Below are 16656 nucleotides of genomic sequence, written 5' to 3'. Positions count from 1 at the left end.
GGGTCCACCCGCCGTCGTTGTTTCTTGCGGTTGTTGGGGCTAGTTCACCGGTCCGGTGAACTTTTCGCCCGGGCCCTTGCCCGGTGCGTCGGGAATGAGTGACGCTTCGCGGAAGGCGAGCTGCAGTGAGCGAAGGCCATCGCGCAACGGGCCTGCGTGCTGTGAACCGATCTCCGGGGCGGCTGCCGACACCAGGCCGGCGAGGGCTGTGATCAGCTTGCGGGCCTCGTCCAAGTCCTTGAGGTCCTCGGCATTGGGGTCATCTGCCAGGCCAACCTTGACGGCGGCCGCACTCATGAGGTGGACGGCGCCGGTGGTAATAACTTCCACGGCCGGAACTTCAGCGATGTCACGGATCTGCTGGGACACCCCGGCATCAACGGCGGGGGCGGCGTCTTCGCCATAGGAGTTGCGGGAATTGCTGTCTTCAGTGCTCATACTGGTAAGCTTGTCACAGACCGACTGGAAGTCGTTATTCACAGTCAACATCTGCAGTTCATGCTCCCGCCTCACGCAATGTGCGCTTGGCGGGTTGTTTCTGTAGAATTGATTTTCAGTTTGCAAGCGGAGTTCTCTCCCACCCGCGTCAGCCGTTCCCTTCGGGGACAGGATCCCTTTTCGGGACAAGAGGTTGCCGGGTACCTGGTCGGACACTTTTGGAGGCATGGCCTCCGGGGGTGCGTGCTTCCTTAGAGGAGGTGCAGCCGATCTTCGAGGCCTTCGATTGCACCAGCAATTGGGGGCCTTCTCTATTTGCCGGTGACATCATCACAACCACAGGAGCTTTAACATTAGCGAGCCAAGAATCAATGAGCGTATCCGCGTCCCCGAGGTGCGGCTGGTCGGTCCTGCCGGCGAACAGGTAGGAATTGTCCGCATCGAGGACGCCCTGCGTCTTGCTGCCGAGTCCGATCTCGATCTCGTTGAAGTTGCCCCGCAGGCTAAGCCTCCTGTTTGCAAGTTGATGGACTTCGGCAAGTACAAGTACGAAGCCGCCGTAAAGGCCCGCGAGGCCCGCAAGAACCAGACCAACACGGTTCTGAAGGAAATTCGCTTCCGCCTGAAGATCGACAAGCACGACTACGAAACCAAGCGCGGACACGCACTTCGGTTCCTGGGTGCCGGCGACAAAGTCAAGGCCATGATCCAGTTCCGCGGCCGTGAGCAGCAGCGTCCCGAGATGGGCATCCGCCTGCTGCAGCGTTTCGCTGAAGACGTTGCCGAGGTTGGCATCATCGAGTCCAGCCCGCGCATCGATGGCCGCAACATGGTCATGGTGATCGGCCCGCTGAAGAACAAGGCTGAAGCGAAGGCTGAAGCCCGTCGCGCAACGCAGCGTGCTGAGGCCAAGGCGCAAAATGAGGCCAAGGCGTCGGGACGCGTTGACACCACGGGCGAGCAGGCTCCGCTGACTCAGAGCCTCGCTGACCTTCTTCCCGAGGGCTTCAGGGTCACCGAAGAGGAGACCAAGCAGGAAACTGTTGAAGCTCCCGAGGCCCAGGCGCCGGTTGCTGAGGAAGCTCCGGTTGTTGAGGAAACCGCGCCGGCTGCTGAAGAAGCTCCGATCGTGGAGGAAGCTCCGGTTGTTGAGGAAGCCCCTGCGCCGGTGGTTGAAGAAGCACCCGTGGCCGAGGCTGCACCGGTCAAGGCAACGCCGGCCGCAAAGGCTCCGGCCGCCAAGGCTGCTCCAGTAGAAGCAGCTCCGAAGCCGGCTGTTCCCGCAGCTGCCCCGAAGCCTGCAGTTCCTTCGGCTCCGAAGCCCGTCGCCAAGCCGGCAGCTCCCAAGCCGGCAGCCCGGCCCGCGGCGCCCAAGGCTGCGCCGAAGCCCGCATCACGCAAGACCAACTAGTTCAACGCCGCGGAGGCCCCGCCTCCATCGGCAAGCAACCAGCACGCCGGCCCTCGTAGGCCGGCTGCGCGAAAGAATCGCGGACTCGTCCGTGGATACGTAAGGAGATCGGTTCCCATGCCGAAGATGAAGACCCACAGCGGTGCTAAGAAGCGCTTCAAGCTGACCGGTACCGGCAAGCTGAAGCGCCAGCAGGCCAACCGCCGTCACTACCTGGAGCACAAGTCCTCCAGGCTGACCCGTCGTCTCGCAGGCGACAAGCTCGTCTTCAAGGGCGATGCCAAGGTCATCAAGAAGATGCTCGGCGTCTAAGTTCCAAGTTCTTTGGTTACTGCCATCCGGCAGGGACCGACTACACCAAAAGCCTTCTCAGGCCGGCCGGGTTTCCGGCAGTAGCAGCTTGGGATAAAGATTTCTGAAGGAGTACGCACGTGGCACGTGTGAAGCGGGCGGTAAACGCCCACAAGAAGCGCCGGGTTGTCCTCGAACGCGCAAAGGGTTACCGCGGACAGCGTTCGCGCCTGTACCGCAAGGCCAAAGAGCAGCTGCTGCACTCGTTTGTGTACAGCTACGGTGACCGCCGTAAGAAGAAGGGTGACTTCCGTCGCCTCTGGATCCAGCGCATCAACGCTGCATCCCGCGCCAATGGCCTCACCTACAACCGTCTGATCCAGGGCCTCAAGGCCGCTGAGGTTGAGGTTGACCGCCGCATGCTGGCCGAGCTGGCCGTTTCCGACGCCAACGCTTTCGCCGCTCTGGTGAACATCGCCAAGGCTGCACTTCCGGCTGACACCTCGGCTCCTGCAGCTGCCGCTGCCCCCAAGGCTGCCAAGGTTGCTCCGGCTGCTGCCACCGCAACGGCTGTCAAGGCTGTCGTTTCCGAGAAGCCGGCCATCGACGGCGCAGTTGCTGCTGACGGCGACGAGGCTCCGGAAGGCTACGCCATCAAGGGCAACGCCGAGTCCAAGAAGTACCACGTTCCGGGTTCCACCTGGTACAACACCACTGCTGCTGAGTACTGGTTCTCCACCGTTGAGGCTGCAAAGGCTGCCGGCTTTGAGCCTGCAGGTGGCGAAGCCCGCCAGCAGATCAAGAACTAGTCGCAACTGCCACTAAAGTTCTTTATATGAACGAAACCGGGCGCCCGCAAGACTTTCCGATGACCAACCCCCGAGCTGATCGGGTGAGGGACGTCGCCAAGCTTGCCGGGCGCCCGGCGCGTTTAAAACGCGGACGCTTTCTGGCAGAAGGTCCGCAGGCGGTGCGTGAGGCGTTGACACTGCACCGTGAGCGCACCGCGGCCGGAGGTCCCGCCGTCGTGCATGAAGTTTTCGCCAGCGAAGCCTGCCTTGAACGCCTCCCTGAGCTTGCCGACCTCGCGCTGGGGACGCTGCTCCGGCTGGCAAGCGACGAAGTCCTTGCCGCCATGGCGGACACCGTCAATCCACAGGGGATTGTGGCAGTGTGCAGTTTTGTGGATGTCAGCCTGGATTCAGTGCTCGACGCCGGTCCCCGCCTGATCGCCGTGATGTGCCAGGTGCGCGACCCAGGCAACGCCGGTACGGTCCTGCGCGCCGCTGATGCGGCTGGGGCAGATGCCGTGGTGCTGACAGGCTCCAGCGTGGATATTTACAACCCCAAGGCTGTCCGCTCCACTGCCGGCTCCCTCTTCCACCTGCCGGTGGTTCTGGGAGCCGACGTCGAGGAACTGGTGGCACAGTGCCGCCGGCGAGGGATCGGCATTCTGGCGGCCGATGGCTATGGAACCGTCAACCTGGACAAGCTGCAAGATGAGAATGCGGCGCGGAGGCTCGGGAATGGTTCCGTAGCCTCGGACTATGCCCTTGAGTCTCCTACGGCATGGTTGTTCGGTAACGAGGCACAGGGTTTGTCGGATGCGGAGCTTGCACTGGCTGATCACCGGGTGGCAGTACCGGTTTATGGGGCAGCTGAGAGCCTTAACCTGGGCACGGCTGCCACGGTGTGCCTTTACGCCAGTGCGCGTTCCCAGCAAAGCGCCCGAGTGGGGAATGTGTAAACAGCGCATCGCCGGGTACGGTATTGGATGCAGGATCAGACGATGACGACTCTTCTTGGTCAATTCCATTCTTTCCCTAACCCGAAGAGGTGAAGCTTTCGTGGCTGCAGGTGGCGGTACCAAAGCGATTGTGGCGGCGCTTGCCGCGAACCTGACCATCGCCGTATTGAAGTTCGTTGCGTTCTTCCTGACGGCGTCATCGTCCATGCTCGCAGAAGCCATTCACTCTGTAGCTGACTCAGGCAATCAGATCCTCCTGCTCGTGGGCGGAAAGCGTGCCAAGAAAGCCGCCAGCCCTGAGCACCCGTTCGGCTACGGCCGCGAACGGTATATTTACGCGTTTATCGTCTCGATCGTGCTGTTCAGTGTTGGTGGCCTGTTTGCCCTGTACGAGGCGTGGGAGAAGTTCCAGCACCCGCACGGTATTGAGGGGGCTTTCTGGTGGGTCCCGTTTGCCGTCCTGGTGGGTGCCATCATTGCCGAGTCGTTCTCGTTCCGCACTGCGATCATCGAGTCGAACCACATCCGCGGCAAGCAGTCGTGGGTGAAGTTCGTCCGGAACGCCAAGCAGCCGGAACTGCCGGTTATTCTCTTGGAAGATTTCGGCGCGCTGCTTGGCCTGATCTTCGCGCTCTTCGGTGTGAGCATGACGTTGGTTACGGGTGACGGTGTCTGGGATGCACTCGGCACGGCAATGATCGGCCTCCTGCTGGTGGCCATAGCCGTGGTCCTGGCCCTGGAAACCAAGTCCCTGCTGTTGGGGGAGTCCGCCACCAAGGAGGATGTCCAGCGCATCACGGAGGCCCTGGAAGCCGACGGCACCCGCATCATCCACCTCAAGACCCTGCATTTGGGCCCGGAGGAACTGCTTGTAGCCGCGAAGATCTCCATGGGTGCTTCCGAAACGGGTGAAGAGATCGCCAAAGGTATCGACGACGCCGAGCAGCGTATCCGTGCGGCCGTTCCGATCGCGCGGGTCATCTACCTCGAACCCGACATCGAGCGCGTCCAGGCATCGCAGCTTTAGGATTTCGGCCACGCGCTTAACGCAGATGGGCTCCGCTTGCGCGGAGCCCATCTGCGTTAACTCAAGCTAACCGGCCAGTGCCGCCGGTCCTCATGAGGATCAGGTGGCCAGCGGCCTCTTGCGTTCCAGCAGGCCGCTCAGTACGGCCACTCCGAGACCCAAGATAGCCAGGACCGAACCTACCAATGCAGGAGCTACATAGCCCCAGCCCCAGGCGATAACGGTTCCGCCGAGGAAGGCGCCGAGCGCGTTGGCGATGTTGAGGGCTGAGTGGTTCAGGGAGGATGCCAGCGATGCGGCGCCCGGTGCAGCGTCCAGGAGTCGGGTCTGCAGGGCAGGGGTCAGCATGGAACCGATGCCGCCCACTACGAACGCCATGATGAATGCGGCCCAAGCCCAGTGCGCAGCTACGGCGTAGACCACCAGCGCCACGGCGATTCCCGGCATGACCCAGTAGATGGTGCCCATCACGGACTTGTCAGCAAGGCGCCCACCAAAGATGTTGCCCACTACCATGCCTAGTCCGTAGAGGGCCACGACGGCGGGGATCAGGTTTTCGGGTATTCCAGCCACGGACGTCATGGTGTGCGCGATGTACGTGTACACGGCAAAGAAGCCGCCAAATCCAATGACGCCGATCAACAGCGCAAGCCAAACCTGAAGACGCTTGAGTGCCCCCAGCTCGCGCCGGATGCTCGCCTCCGGGTGCGCTGCTTCGAAGGGAACGAACTTCCACACCATGGCAACGGTCAACAGCCCGATGGCGCCGACGATGACGAAGAGCAGTCGCCATCCGAAGGTCTGACCCACCCACGTGGCCAAGGGGACGCCGATGACGTTGGAGACCGTGAGTCCTGCCATCACCATGGAGATTGCCCACCCCCTCTTGGTAGGGGCGACGAGGCCGGCAGCGATGACGGCTGCCACTCCGAAGAAGGCTCCATGGGGAAGGCCCGAAGCAAAGCGCGAGAGCAGCATGAAGCCGTAATCGGGCGCGATGAAGGAAGTCAGGTTCGCCAGGGACAGGAACAGCATGAGCCCCAGGGCAAGATGCTTTCTGGGGAGCTTTGCCCCGAATGCGGCGAAGACGGGAGCGCCGATGACCACACCCAAGGCGTAAGCAGAAATGAGGTTGCCGGCCTCGGGGGTGCTGATGCCCAGCCCTTCCTCGATTTCCTTCAACAGGCCCATCATGGCGAACTCGGTGGTACCGATGGCGAATCCGCCCATGGCCAAGGCCAGGATTGCCAGACCAAGGTGTTTCCTTGCAGCTTTGGCGGTAGCGGGTGGGGACACAGTGGTAGTCATAAGCCTGCTTCTTGAGGGTGCCTTGTGGGCTGAGGAATGCGGAGAAAATCCGATAACAAGTTTAGTCCCGCACCCACCACTTGGCGTCGCTATGTGACGAGCCCCATTCATCGGGCCCCCATAGACTGTTGCGGTGACTGCACTGATTAACGTCGTGGGCGCCGCCGTCGTCGACTCCCTGGAAGCCCCCACCCGCCTACTAGTTGCGCGCCGCACAGCACCACCCCAATTTGCGGGTATGTGGGAATTTCCGGGCGGCAAGGTGGAAACCGGTGAGGCTGCGGAGGCTGCCCTGCATCGCGAACTCGCGGAAGAACTGGGAATTGAAGTGCAACTGGGGCCCGAGCTTGACTCAGGCAATGTCGCCGGGTGGACACTCAATGAACGTGCGTCCATGCGCGTGTGGTTCGCCGAACTGACGGCGGGCGAGCCGCGGCCCCTGGAAGATCACGATGAACTGCGCTGGGTGTCGCTGGTTGAGCATGACGAAGCTCGCAGCCTTCCGTGGATTCCGGCAGACCTTCCGATTGTCCAGGCCCTGCTGGATCGGGTAGCCGCTCCAGCTTGAGAACGGACTCCTAGAAAAGCGGCTGTTGTCCCGGGAGGGGAGCGGACACGTCCACGGCCGGGCCGGCTCCCGTTCCGGTGGAAGGCCGTGCATTCCGATGGCTGAAGCCCGACGTCCCGGTGAAGCCGTACTTCGCCTTGAAGTAGCTGATCCGGCCGGTCAGCCATGCACGGTACTCCTTGGAGGCGTAGGAGCCTTGGCCGTAAAGCCGCCTGTACTTGCCCACCAGCTCCGGGTGCTGGACGGCCAGCCACTTCATATACCACTCCCGCGTTCCCGGCTTGAGGTACAGGGCGCCGGCTGTGACTCCTGTGGCCCCCGCTTTCGTCAGCTCCGCGAACAAGGTGTCAAGGGCCTCATCCGAGTCTGTAAGCCAGGGCAGGATAGGCATCGCCATGACGCCGCAACCCAGGCCAGCGTCCCGAAGACGGGCGATGAGCTTCAACCGCGCCCTGGGAGAAGGCGTACCGGGCTCGATCAGTGCAGCCAGATCTTCGTTGGTCATAGCCAGGGAGATACCGAGGTCCACGGGAACCTGCGTAGCGGCGTGCTTGAGCAGAGGAATGTCCCGTGCCAGCAGGGTGCCCTTGGTCAGGATGGAAAACGGAGTGCCGGAGTCCGCGAGGGCCCGGATGATTCCCGGCATGAGCGCATAGCGACCTTCGGCGCGTTGGTAGGGGTCGGTGTTGGTGCCAAGGGCAACTTGAGGACGTGCCCAGGAGGGCTTGGCCAGTTCCTTGCGCAGAACCTCCGCGGCGTTGATCTTGACCACCACTTGGGAATCGAAGTCCCGTCCGGCGTCGAATTCCAGATACGTGTGGCTCTTGCGGGCGAAGCAGTAGACGCAAGCATGGCTGCAGCCGCGGTAGGGATTCACGGTCCACTCAAACGGCATGTTGGAACCGGAAGGCACCTTGTTGAGCACTGACTTTGCGGTGACCTCATGGAAGGTGACTCCCGAGAATTCGGGTGTTGAGATGGAACGCACAAGCCCGGCCAGTGGCAGCAAGGCATCCAGTGCCGGGGCAGGGCCCGGAGCCTGGGTGTCACTGGTTTCTGACGCCGGTCCACGCGTAGGTGAAAGTGCTTGTGCGTCCCATCTCATGGACTCTATTCGAATGTATGTTCGAATGAATGTCAAGGCCTCGACACCAAGGTCCGGATCACGGGGGCAGGGGCATTGCTAAGGTTGCCCCATGATTCTGCTGACTGGCTTCGAACCGTTTGCTGAGGACACCGTGAATCCTTCCTGGCTGGCGGCGCGGCGTGCGGGGGAGTTGCTCGCCTCAGAGGGCATCGCCGTTGAAGCGGTGGAGCTCCCATGCGTCTTCGGTGAGTCCGTACATGTCCTCACCGAGGCAATAGCCCGTCTCAACCCGGACCTGGTTATTTGTCTTGGCTTGGCGGGAGGCCGTGAACGGGTCTCCTTGGAACGCGTCGCCATCAATTGCGATGACGCCCGGATCCCGGACAATAAAGGCCAGCGCCCCGTCGATGAGGAGGTTATCCCGGGCGGGCCCGCAGCATACTTCTCAAGCCTGCCCATAAAGGCGGCGCTCAGAGACCTCCAGATTGCGGGAATCAGGGGAGAGATCTCGCAGTCCGCGGGAACCTACGTGTGCAACCACGTTTTCTACGCCCTGATGCATTCGCTCGTGTCCAGGCCCGGCATCCGTGGCGGGTTCGTCCACGTTCCCTACTTGCCGGAACAGCTGCAGGCAGACAGCCCAGTGCCGTCCATGCCCTTGGATGTGATGGCGGAGGGAATTGCCGTCATTGTCCGGACAGCCCTGCGCACACAGACCGATGTGAAAATTTCAGCAGGGGCTATCCGCTAAACAAGCTCCCACTCAACCTTGACGCTCGCCGTGACTGAGGACTCGCCGGCTTCCACGGGCATGGCCTCGGCAGTGAAGGAGGCCCTGACCATTCCACCCAAAGGAATAGGTGCGCCGTGCAGGGGTTCTTGGGAAATGGACACCACCTGCCCAAGCCCGGCCGAAGCCAGCGAAGCGTACTGTTCGGCTCTTGCCACGGCATCCTGCCATGCGGCCTCTTGTGCCTGGGCTGTGACCGAGGAATGATCCGCAAAGCCTTGCTCGATTCCGTTGATCCGTATGTCGTCGCCGCCGGCCGCCACCGCGGCGGCGATAGCACCTGGTGCGTCCGCCTGGGAGCGGATTCCCACCTGCAGGTTCGTGGATGCCACGTACGCGGTCACCTTCTGCCCTTGACCTTCCACCCACACCAGATCGGCACGAAGGTTCAATCCGCTGGTTCGAAGGTCGACGTCGGAAATACCGGACCCCCGCACAGCGGCCGCGACAGCGTTAGCCGCCTTCCCGGCGTCGTCATACGCTTTCGCCGCCGAGTCCCGGCGGGTCTCGATGCCGAGCGTCAAGGTGACCAGGTCTGGAACAGCCTTTGCGCTCGCGGTCCCGGTGACAGTGATGGTTCGCTTCATTCTTGAGCCTCGATTCGATTGCTGGCAGGTCTCTCCTGCGGGCGGTTGGGTGCGTCCACGTAGCCGCCGGCCGCGAGGCCCGCCTGGCGCTCGAAGAAATTCCTTGAGCCCGGGTTTCCGCTGCGCAGCATGGACCAAGCGGCGGCGACGCCGTAAAGGGCCAGGAAAGGAAGTCCCAGGCAGTACGCGTATTGGGTGCTGTGCCGCTCTTCATGGCCCAGGAGCACTGTGTCGGCTCCGGCCACGCCCGGCGGCGCGCGGTACAGAATGACGTTCCCCAGTGTGAATGCGCCCGCGTGGGGGAGTTTCCACTGATACCCGGCAGCTATCAGGAGGCCGCGCGGACCGCGCGAGAGAGTGCTTCGGGACGCCGCAGCCACTGCAAGTCCCAGCGGTGTGGACAGGTTCACGACGTTTGCGATCTGCCGTAAGCGTTGCGCCGGAGTCATGAAGCCATGCTAGACCCGTCCCAAACTCCGCGGTTAAAGCGCGCCTGCGAGGTTCAACTAGACTGAAGGGTAGTGCCTGCCCTCCGCGGTGAGCACTGCCCTTTCGTTTTGCAGGCCTGCCTTGCCGGCCGCTCCCGACTCGTAGCTAAGAACAGTAGATGACTGACACTTTGCCAGGCGCTGCCATCCCGAATCCGCTGGATGAAGCCGCCATCACCGCCGCCGTCGAGGACGCCATTGCCGCTATTGCGGCTGCTTCCTCCCTTGATGAACTCAAGGCTGTCCGCCTCGCCCACACCGGTGAGAAGTCGCCCCTGAGCCTGGCCAACCGTGAAATCGGTGGCCTCGCCAAGGAGCACAAGGCTGCCGCCGGCAAGCTCATGGGCTCCTCCCGCGGCCGGGTCAACCAAGCGCTCGCTGCCAGGACCCAAGTGCTCGAGGCTGAGAATGACGCCCGCATCCTGGTGGAAGAAACCGTTGATGTCACGGCCGCTCCGCGTCGTCGCCGTGCCGGTGCGCGCCACCCGCTGTCCACGCTGCAGGACCGTGTTTCGGACATCTTTGTTGGCATGGGTTGGGAAATCGCCGAAGGCCCCGAGGTGGAGTCCGAGTGGTTCAACTTCGATGCCCTCAACTTCAAGCCGGACCACCCGGCCCGCGAAATGCAGGATACGTTCTTCGTCGAGCCCCCTGAGGCGCACCTGCTGATGCGTACGCACACGTCCCCTGTGCAGGTCCGTTCCATGCTGGAGCGTGAAGTTCCCATCTATGTGCTGTGCCCCGGCAAGGTGTTCCGCACGGATGAACTCGATGCCACGCACACGCCTGTCTTCCACCAGTTCGAGGGTCTTGCGATCGACAAGAACCTCAGCATGGCAGACCTTCGCGGCACGCTGGAGCACTTCGCCCGCCAGATGTTCGGCGACGAAGCGTCCATCCGCCTGCGCCCCAACTACTTCCCGTTCACTGAGCCTTCCGCTGAGCTGGACATCTGGCACCCGGGCGCCAAGGGCGGTCCCCGCTGGATCGAGTGGGGTGGCTGCGGCATGGTCAACCCCAACGTCCTCCGGGCAGCCGGCATCGATCCGGACATCTATTCAGGTTTTGCTTTCGGTATGGGCATCGAGCGCACGCTCATGTTCCGCAACGAGGTCGGCGATATGCGCGACATGATCGAAGGCGATGTACGTTTCAGCGAGCACTTCGGGATGGAGATCTAACAGTGCGTATCCCACTTTCCTGGCTGCGTGAATTCGCGCAGGTACCGGCCGACGCCACGGCCGAAGACGTCATGGCTGACCTGGTCAAGGTTGGCTTCGAAGAAGAAGAAGTCCACCGCCCCACCGACGAGCTCAGGGGTCCCATTGTGGTTGGCCAGGTCCTAAGCCTGGTCAAGGAACCGCAGACCAACGGCAAAACCATCAACTGGTGCCAGGTCCGCGTGGTCCCTGAGGGACAGGAGCAGACCCTCACCGGCAAGGGCATCGATCCTTCCGGTGTGCAGGGCATCATCTGTGGTGCTCACAACTTTGTTGAGGGAGACAAGGTAGTTGTCACACTGCCTGGTGCTGTCCTGCCCGGCAACTTCCAGATCTCGGCGCGGAAGACCTACGGTCACTTGTCCGCGGGCATGATCGCTTCCGTTCGCGAGCTGGGCATCGGGGATGACCACGACGGTATCCTGGTCCTCTCGCGTATCGGCCTGGACCCGGAAATCGGCACTGACGCGATGGAACTCCTTGGTCTCTACGACCAGGCAGCGGAAATCAACGTCACGCCGGACCGCGGTTATGCTTTCTCCATCCGTGGTGTCGCCCGTGAATACGCCCACGCCACCGGGACCACGTTCGTGGATCCGGCGTCGAGGGTCAGCGCACCGGCTTCCCTTCAGGGCGGCTACGGCGTCAAGATCAACGACGACGCGCCGATCTACGGCAAGCCCGGCTGCGACCGCTTCGTGGCCCGCACGGTCCGCGGCGTGGATGCTTCACGTCCCACCCCGCCGTGGATGTCCGCGCGCCTTCGCCTGGCCGGCGTTCGCTCCATCTCGTTGCCGGTTGATATCTCCAACTACGTCATGCTGGAGCTCGGCCAGCCGAACCACTGCTATGACCTGGACAAGCTCGCTGGCGACATCGTGGTTCGTCGTGCAGTGGCGGGGGAGAAGATCACCACCCTCGATGACAAAGAGCGCACGCTCGATGTCGAGGACCTGCTGATCACCGATGATTCCGGCGCCATCGGCATCGCCGGTGTGATGGGCGGCGCCCACACCGAGGTGTCCGATTCCACCACCGACATCCTGGTGGAAGCCGCGCACTTCGACGAAGTCTCCATTGCCCGCTCCCGTCGCCGGCACAAGCTGCCGTCCGAAGCTTCCAAACGCTTCGAGCGTGGCGTGGACTGGCACGTCGCCAACATTGCCGCCCAGCGCGTGGTTGACCTCTTGGTCGAGCTCGCCGGTGGCACCGCAGATGAGGCCGGGACCGACGTCGGAACCGCTCCTGACGCCGTCACCATTGAACTGCCCGCAGAGTTCGCCTCCGCCCGTATCGGCATCGACTTCACTGACGAGCAGATCACCACGTCCCTTGTGGACCTGGGGGCCGTGGTGGAGAAGACCGCCAGCGGCTACCGCGTGACGGCTCCGAGTTGGCGCAACGACCTCGAAACCAAGGAAGACCTCTCCGAGGAAATCGCGCGTCTTGTCGGCTACGACAACATCCCCTCGACTCTTCCGGTGGCGCCTCCGGGCCGTGGCCTGACCCGCAGCCAGCAGCAGAAGCGCCGCGTTGTCCAGGCTTTGGCTGATGCAGGGCTTACCGAGGTGTTGTCCTACCCGTTCGTCTCCAAGGCAGCCAATGACACCTTCGGTGTTGCTGCTGAAGGTGCGGCTCGCCCGGCGCTCAAGCTGGCCAACCCCATCAGTGAGGAACAAGGGTACCTCCGCACCTCCATCCTGCCGGGCTTGATCGAGGTCGCCCGCCGCAATCACTCGCGCGGCTTCCGCGACCTGGCATTGTATGAGGCCGGTTCGGTCTTCCTCCCCGGCGACAAGCTGGGCACGGATTCCATTCCGCCGCTGGGCGTCAAGCCTGCCGATGAGGTACTGGATGCACTGTACGACGGCGTCCCTTACCAGCCGCTGCACATCGCCGCTGTCCTGACCGGCCATGACTCCCCGGCAGCTGCGACGCATACGCCGCGTGCCTGGGACTGGGCAGACGCTGTTGATGTGGCACGCCTGATCGCCGACGTCCTGGGCGTGGAGCTGGTTGTCAGCCAGGGAAGCCACCAGGCATTCCACCCGGGCCGTGCAGCCCAGCTCGCACTGCGCACTGGCGACGTTGTGGGCTACGCAGGAGAGCTGCACCCTAAGCTCCTGGCTGCGCACGACATGCCGGCCCGCTCCGTGGCACTTGAGGTCAACGTTGAAGCGTTGTTCGAAGCTGCCGCTGACGTGATCGTGGCCAAGCACATCTCCGGGTTCCCCGTGGCGACGCAGGATGTTGCCTTGGTTGTCCCGCAGGACGTGCCGGCAGACCAAGTCCTTTCGGCGCTCCGCGAAGGCGCCGGAGTCCTCCTCGAAGATGTCTCGTTGTTCGATGTCTATGTGGGGCCGGGCATTGAGGACGGCAAGAAGTCGCTGGCTTTCGGCTTGCGTTTCCGCGCGGACGACCGCACGTTGACGGCCGATGAGGCCTCTGAAGCCCGCGCTGCTGCTGTGGCCGTGGCGACTGAGCGGTTTGGGGCTGTTCAGCGCTGACCTGTTTTACTTAGGACTGTCCCCGGAATCGAACAGGTTCCGGGGACTTTCTTTTTATTGAGATAACACTCCCAGCATCTTGACAGGGTATTCACATGTGTATGACAGTTTTGTCATACACATGTGAAGCATGCGTATCACATCCCTCGCACGGTTCCCCAGAGCCGTCCCTTGAAAGGTACCCATGAAGAAGCAGAACGTTGCTTTGCTTGTCGGGGCTGCAGTAATGGCTTTGACGTCCTCGCTTGGTGGAGCCGCTGTGGCGTCAGAGTCGACGCCCCAAGTGAACGCCGCAGAGGTCCAGCCCGTATCGCACACGGTAGACCAATCGCAGGTTTCCGGTTCCGCCGCGTCGCCGTTGGCAGACAAATACACCATTGCCGCACCCTCCAAGAACGGCGGCGCCTCCACAGACTCAGTCATCGGTGCGGACGGCCGGGTGCGGATCACCAACACCACTGCGGCACCCAACCGCTCGATCGTGCAGATTGAATTCAATGGCGGCTACATCTGCTCCGGTGCCTTGATCTCCGACGACACAGTCCTGACTGCCGGGCACTGCGTGCACGAGGGCGGCACCGGATCGGAAACCGACTACTCCTGGGGTGTCAAAGTGGCTCCGGGCCGCAACGGCTCAACCGATCCCTACGGCACGTGCGGGGCAACCAAGATCTTCACGGACCAGCGCTGGATCGACTCCGCCAATACCAACGCAGACTGGGGTGTCATCAAGCTCGACTGCACCATCGGTAACACCACCGGATGGCTCAACTACACCGGCACAACCGCCAGCCTGAACGGGATCAGCACTACGGTCCGGGGCTATCCGGGAGACAAAGCCTTCGGCACCATGTGGTCCATGACCGGCCCCATTGAAAGCACCCAGACGGAGAAGGTTTTCTACAAGATGGACACCTACGGCGGTCAGAGTGGCGCCCCCGTGTACAACAGCTCCAACACCATCGTGGCAATCCACACCAACGGCGGCAGCTCCAACTCAGGCACCCGCATCACGCCCACGCTGGCGAACTACCTGACGTCGGTGAAGTAACCCGGATGAGTTAACTCACCTACAAGTGTTCCCCGCTGCGAACCTGGCTGCGGGGAACACTGCTGTCCGGGTGGGATGCGAGAGAAGCACGCTAAAGTTTTGCTGGGGAGAGAGCCGTAGGGAGGTCGTGATGGATAACCCAAAACTTGCGCTGCATAAGCTGGGTGACCTGCCTTTTTCGGATGTCCCTCTTCGAGACCTTGGCCAACCGGCCCTCGAGCGCGCCAACAGCTTTGCCGATGCCAAGGACCGCAACGTGTTCCTTGCCGGCCGGCTCGCTCTCCAGCACTTCGCGGCCTCGCTCCTCGACGTGGACCCCACTCGGCTGGTACCGGACTATTGTTGCCCGCGGTGCGGCCCGGGACAGGACCACGGCCGCCCCGGGTTCATGCTCGACGGCGGCCCGGCAGCTTTGGCGGTGAGCGCGTCCCGGGCGTCGGGCTGGGTGCTGCTGGCCGGCGTCGTACATCCAGCGGAGGGCATCCGGCTGGGAGCGGACCTTGAAGCGATAAGCGGGATTGGCTTCGATGGCTTTGACGGCGTCGCCTTGACCGCAGCCGAGAAGGTATTCCTGGTGTCCATCCCGGCGCAGGATCAAGCCAGGCAGCGCGCCCGGCTCTGGGCGCGCAAAGAAGCCTGGCTAAAGATGATGGGCGAGGGTCTGCGAAGGAACCCAGCCGAATTGGACGTGTTGGACCGTCCGGGCTTACAGGACGTGAACATTGTCAGCAATCGTGATCTGCCGGAAGGCCTGGTCGCCGCTTTGGCCCTCGGCTAACGCGTCAACGCGCTGAAGGCAGTGGTGGCAGCGAAGCTTCGTACAGCCACGGGCGGAGAATCGACGCGGCATTAAGCCCGGGAACGAATGAATCCGCAGCCTCAATGAACGTCCCAGTTGAGACCGAACCGTGCCGATTCGTAGCCGTCCAGTGCTGCAGGAAACCGAAGAATGCTTCGTCCCCGGCCGCCATCCGCACCGCATGAACGGCAAGTGCGCCGCGTTTGTAGACCCGGTCATCGAACATCAGCTCGGGACCCGGATCACCCACTACGAGGTCTTGGGCCCCGGCGTCGAGCCTCTTCCACGCGGCCGTTGCGCGGGCGGCGACCGTCATGGTGCGGGATTCCTCGGACCATAGCCACTCCGCATAGCAGGCGAAGCCTTCATGCAGCCAGATGTCCTTCCAGCTGCTCACCGTTAGCGAATTGCCAAACCACTGGTGCGAGAGCTCGTGCGCGATCAGGCGCTGCGCATCCCATGTGTCGCGCATATGGTTTCGCCCGAAGATGGAGACGGTCTGGGCTTCCAGTGGAATTTCCAACTCGTCTTCGGTGACCACCGAGGTGTAGTCGGCGAACGGGTAGGGGCCGAAGCAGTCCTCGAAAGTACGCATCATGTCCGGCTGCCGGCGCAGGCCTTGGAGGGCGTCCACTGCCATCTCGGGCGTCACGGCAACAAACTGGGGGACCCGATGGTGAGTATTGCCGGCGTGGAGTGGAACCCTCGCGTAGCGACCGATCTGCACAGTGGCCAGGTACGTGGCCATGGGTTCGGCTTGTTCGTAGACCCACGTTTCCCGGCTGGACTTCCGGGTATGGCTGACTAGCTGGCCGTTGCAGACGGGCCGGTAATTGTCGTCTGTGGTGACGGAGATGAGGAAGGTTGACTTGTACCGCGGATGGTCGTTGCACGGGAACCAGGACGCTGCACCGTTGGGCTGGCCGGCCACCAGTACGCCGTCGTTCAATTCCTCCCAGCCGACATCACCCCAGAGGCCGCGGCGCGGCTGGGGGTTGCCGTCGTAGCGGATCTCGAGTGAGAACTGCTGGCCAGGCTTGAGCGAGGCTGCCGGCGTCAGCACCAGGTGCTCCGCCCTGTGGCTGAACTTCTGCAGCTTCTTGCCATCCAGCTGAACCTTGCTGGCCCGCAAGCCCACCAGGTCCAGGACGATCTGCGAGGCCGCCTCCAGGGCCGTGCATCGCAGGACCGCTTTGCCGATCAGCTTGTTGCTGCCCAGCCTGACATCGAGGTCCAACTCGTACCTGTCCACGCGGTAGCTGCTGCTGCCGTGGTTCAAGGCGTAGGGGTCGGCTTCGGCTGTGGGAGTAGCGATTGGTACGGTCATGATCCGTCCA

Annotated in this window: 17 protein-coding genes; 11 read left to right on the top strand and 6 right to left on the bottom strand. The window is 62.7% G+C overall.

The annotated features are described in order from the left end of the window. Positions 1 to 39 precede the first annotated feature (39 nt). Positions 40 to 438, bottom strand: a complete 399-nt coding sequence (locus J3A64_RS10335) for a DUF1844 domain-containing protein (RefSeq protein ID WP_043471107.1) — start codon at positions 436 to 438, stop codon at positions 40 to 42. A gap of 394 nt (positions 439 to 832) precedes the next feature. On the opposite strand from J3A64_RS10335, the gene infC reads away from it, so the two are divergent. The 5 genes from infC (at position 833) to J3A64_RS10310 (ending at position 4914) form a co-directional block, all read left to right on the top strand. Beyond that, positions 833 to 1849, top strand: coding sequence for a translation initiation factor IF-3 (infC, locus tag J3A64_RS10330; protein ID WP_374100541.1), 1017 nt, complete (start codon positions 833 to 835; stop codon positions 1847 to 1849). 117 nt (positions 1850 to 1966) lie between these two features. Beyond that, positions 1967 to 2161: a 50S ribosomal protein L35 gene (rpmI, locus tag J3A64_RS10325; RefSeq protein WP_011774324.1), complete on the top strand. Its 195-nt coding sequence runs from the start codon at positions 1967 to 1969 to the stop codon at positions 2159 to 2161. A gap of 119 nt (positions 2162 to 2280) precedes the next feature. Next, complete coding sequence (gene rplT / locus J3A64_RS10320; RefSeq protein WP_011774325.1) at positions 2281 to 2949, top strand: 50S ribosomal protein L20; 669 nt, start codon at positions 2281 to 2283, stop codon at positions 2947 to 2949. A 26-nt stretch (positions 2950 to 2975) separates the two neighbouring features. Next, complete coding sequence (locus J3A64_RS10315) at positions 2976 to 3887, top strand: RNA methyltransferase (RefSeq protein WP_014921306.1); 912 nt, start codon at positions 2976 to 2978, stop codon at positions 3885 to 3887. A 100-nt stretch (positions 3888 to 3987) separates the two neighbouring features. After that, the gene (locus J3A64_RS10310) at positions 3988 to 4914 is read left to right on the top strand and encodes a cation diffusion facilitator family transporter (RefSeq protein ID WP_210064247.1); all 927 of its coding nucleotides are present in this window, start codon (positions 3988 to 3990) and stop codon (positions 4912 to 4914) included. A gap of 99 nt (positions 4915 to 5013) precedes the next feature. Here J3A64_RS10310 and J3A64_RS10305 read toward each other — a convergent pair whose 3' ends face one another. After that, positions 5014 to 6222: an MFS transporter gene (locus J3A64_RS10305; RefSeq protein WP_043470009.1), complete on the bottom strand. Its 1209-nt coding sequence runs from the start codon at positions 6220 to 6222 to the stop codon at positions 5014 to 5016. A gap of 133 nt (positions 6223 to 6355) precedes the next feature. Between J3A64_RS10305 and J3A64_RS10300 the strand changes: the two genes are divergently transcribed. Then, the gene (locus J3A64_RS10300) at positions 6356 to 6790 is read left to right on the top strand and encodes a (deoxy)nucleoside triphosphate pyrophosphohydrolase (protein ID WP_210064246.1); all 435 of its coding nucleotides are present in this window, start codon (positions 6356 to 6358) and stop codon (positions 6788 to 6790) included. Positions 6791 to 6800: 10 nt separating this feature from the next. Here the strand turns inward: J3A64_RS10300 and J3A64_RS10295 are convergent, their stop codons facing one another. Beyond that, a complete protein-coding gene (locus J3A64_RS10295; protein WP_210064245.1) occupies positions 6801 to 7895 on the bottom strand; it encodes an Rv2578c family radical SAM protein in 1095 nt (364 codons plus the stop codon). A 91-nt stretch (positions 7896 to 7986) separates the two neighbouring features. Here J3A64_RS10295 and pcp point away from each other — a divergent pair, with 91 nt between their 5' ends. Further along, positions 7987 to 8628: a pyroglutamyl-peptidase I gene (pcp, locus tag J3A64_RS10290; RefSeq protein WP_014921311.1), complete on the top strand. Its 642-nt coding sequence runs from the start codon at positions 7987 to 7989 to the stop codon at positions 8626 to 8628. Here the strand turns inward: pcp and J3A64_RS10285 are convergent. Both J3A64_RS10285 and J3A64_RS10280 read right to left on the bottom strand, forming a co-directional pair. Further along, positions 8625 to 9254, bottom strand: coding sequence for an SIMPL domain-containing protein (locus J3A64_RS10285; protein ID WP_210064244.1), 630 nt, complete (start codon positions 9252 to 9254; stop codon positions 8625 to 8627). The genes pcp and J3A64_RS10285 overlap by 4 nt on opposite strands. Continuing rightward, on the bottom strand, positions 9251 to 9703 hold the full coding sequence (locus tag J3A64_RS10280; RefSeq protein WP_210064243.1) for a hypothetical protein: 453 nt from the start codon (positions 9701 to 9703) through the stop codon (positions 9251 to 9253). The genes J3A64_RS10285 and J3A64_RS10280 overlap by 4 nt, the downstream gene beginning before the upstream one ends. Before the next feature lie 158 nt (positions 9704 to 9861). Between J3A64_RS10280 and pheS the strand changes: the two genes are divergently transcribed. From pheS to J3A64_RS10260, 4 genes are all read left to right on the top strand, one after another. Next, on the top strand, positions 9862 to 10923 hold the full coding sequence (pheS, locus tag J3A64_RS10275) for a phenylalanine--tRNA ligase subunit alpha (protein WP_011774334.1): 1062 nt from the start codon (positions 9862 to 9864) through the stop codon (positions 10921 to 10923). A gap of 2 nt (positions 10924 to 10925) precedes the next feature. Beyond that, entirely contained in the window at positions 10926 to 13469 is a 2544-nt protein-coding gene (gene pheT, locus J3A64_RS10270) for a phenylalanine--tRNA ligase subunit beta (protein WP_210064242.1), read from the top strand. A gap of 184 nt (positions 13470 to 13653) precedes the next feature. After that, the gene (locus J3A64_RS10265) at positions 13654 to 14520 is read left to right on the top strand and encodes a serine protease (protein WP_043805970.1); all 867 of its coding nucleotides are present in this window, start codon (positions 13654 to 13656) and stop codon (positions 14518 to 14520) included. A 130-nt stretch (positions 14521 to 14650) separates the two neighbouring features. Next, on the top strand, positions 14651 to 15298 hold the full coding sequence (locus tag J3A64_RS10260) for a 4'-phosphopantetheinyl transferase superfamily protein (RefSeq protein ID WP_210064241.1): 648 nt from the start codon (positions 14651 to 14653) through the stop codon (positions 15296 to 15298). Positions 15299 to 15302: 4 nt separating this feature from the next. Here J3A64_RS10260 and J3A64_RS10255 read toward each other — a convergent pair whose 3' ends face one another. Continuing rightward, positions 15303 to 16646 (bottom strand): M1 family metallopeptidase, encoded by a 1344-nt coding sequence (locus J3A64_RS10255; protein WP_210064240.1) that lies wholly within the window; start codon positions 16644 to 16646, stop codon positions 15303 to 15305. Positions 16647 to 16656: the final 10 nt, after the last annotated feature.

It is taken from the genome of Pseudarthrobacter sp. PvP004 (genome assembly GCF_017876035.1).
Classification (GTDB): Bacteria; Actinomycetota; Actinomycetes; order Actinomycetales; family Micrococcaceae; genus Arthrobacter; species Arthrobacter aurescens_A.
The sequence above is the reverse complement of the archived record's forward strand: the minus strand, read 5'-3'. Positions and strand labels throughout refer to the sequence as shown.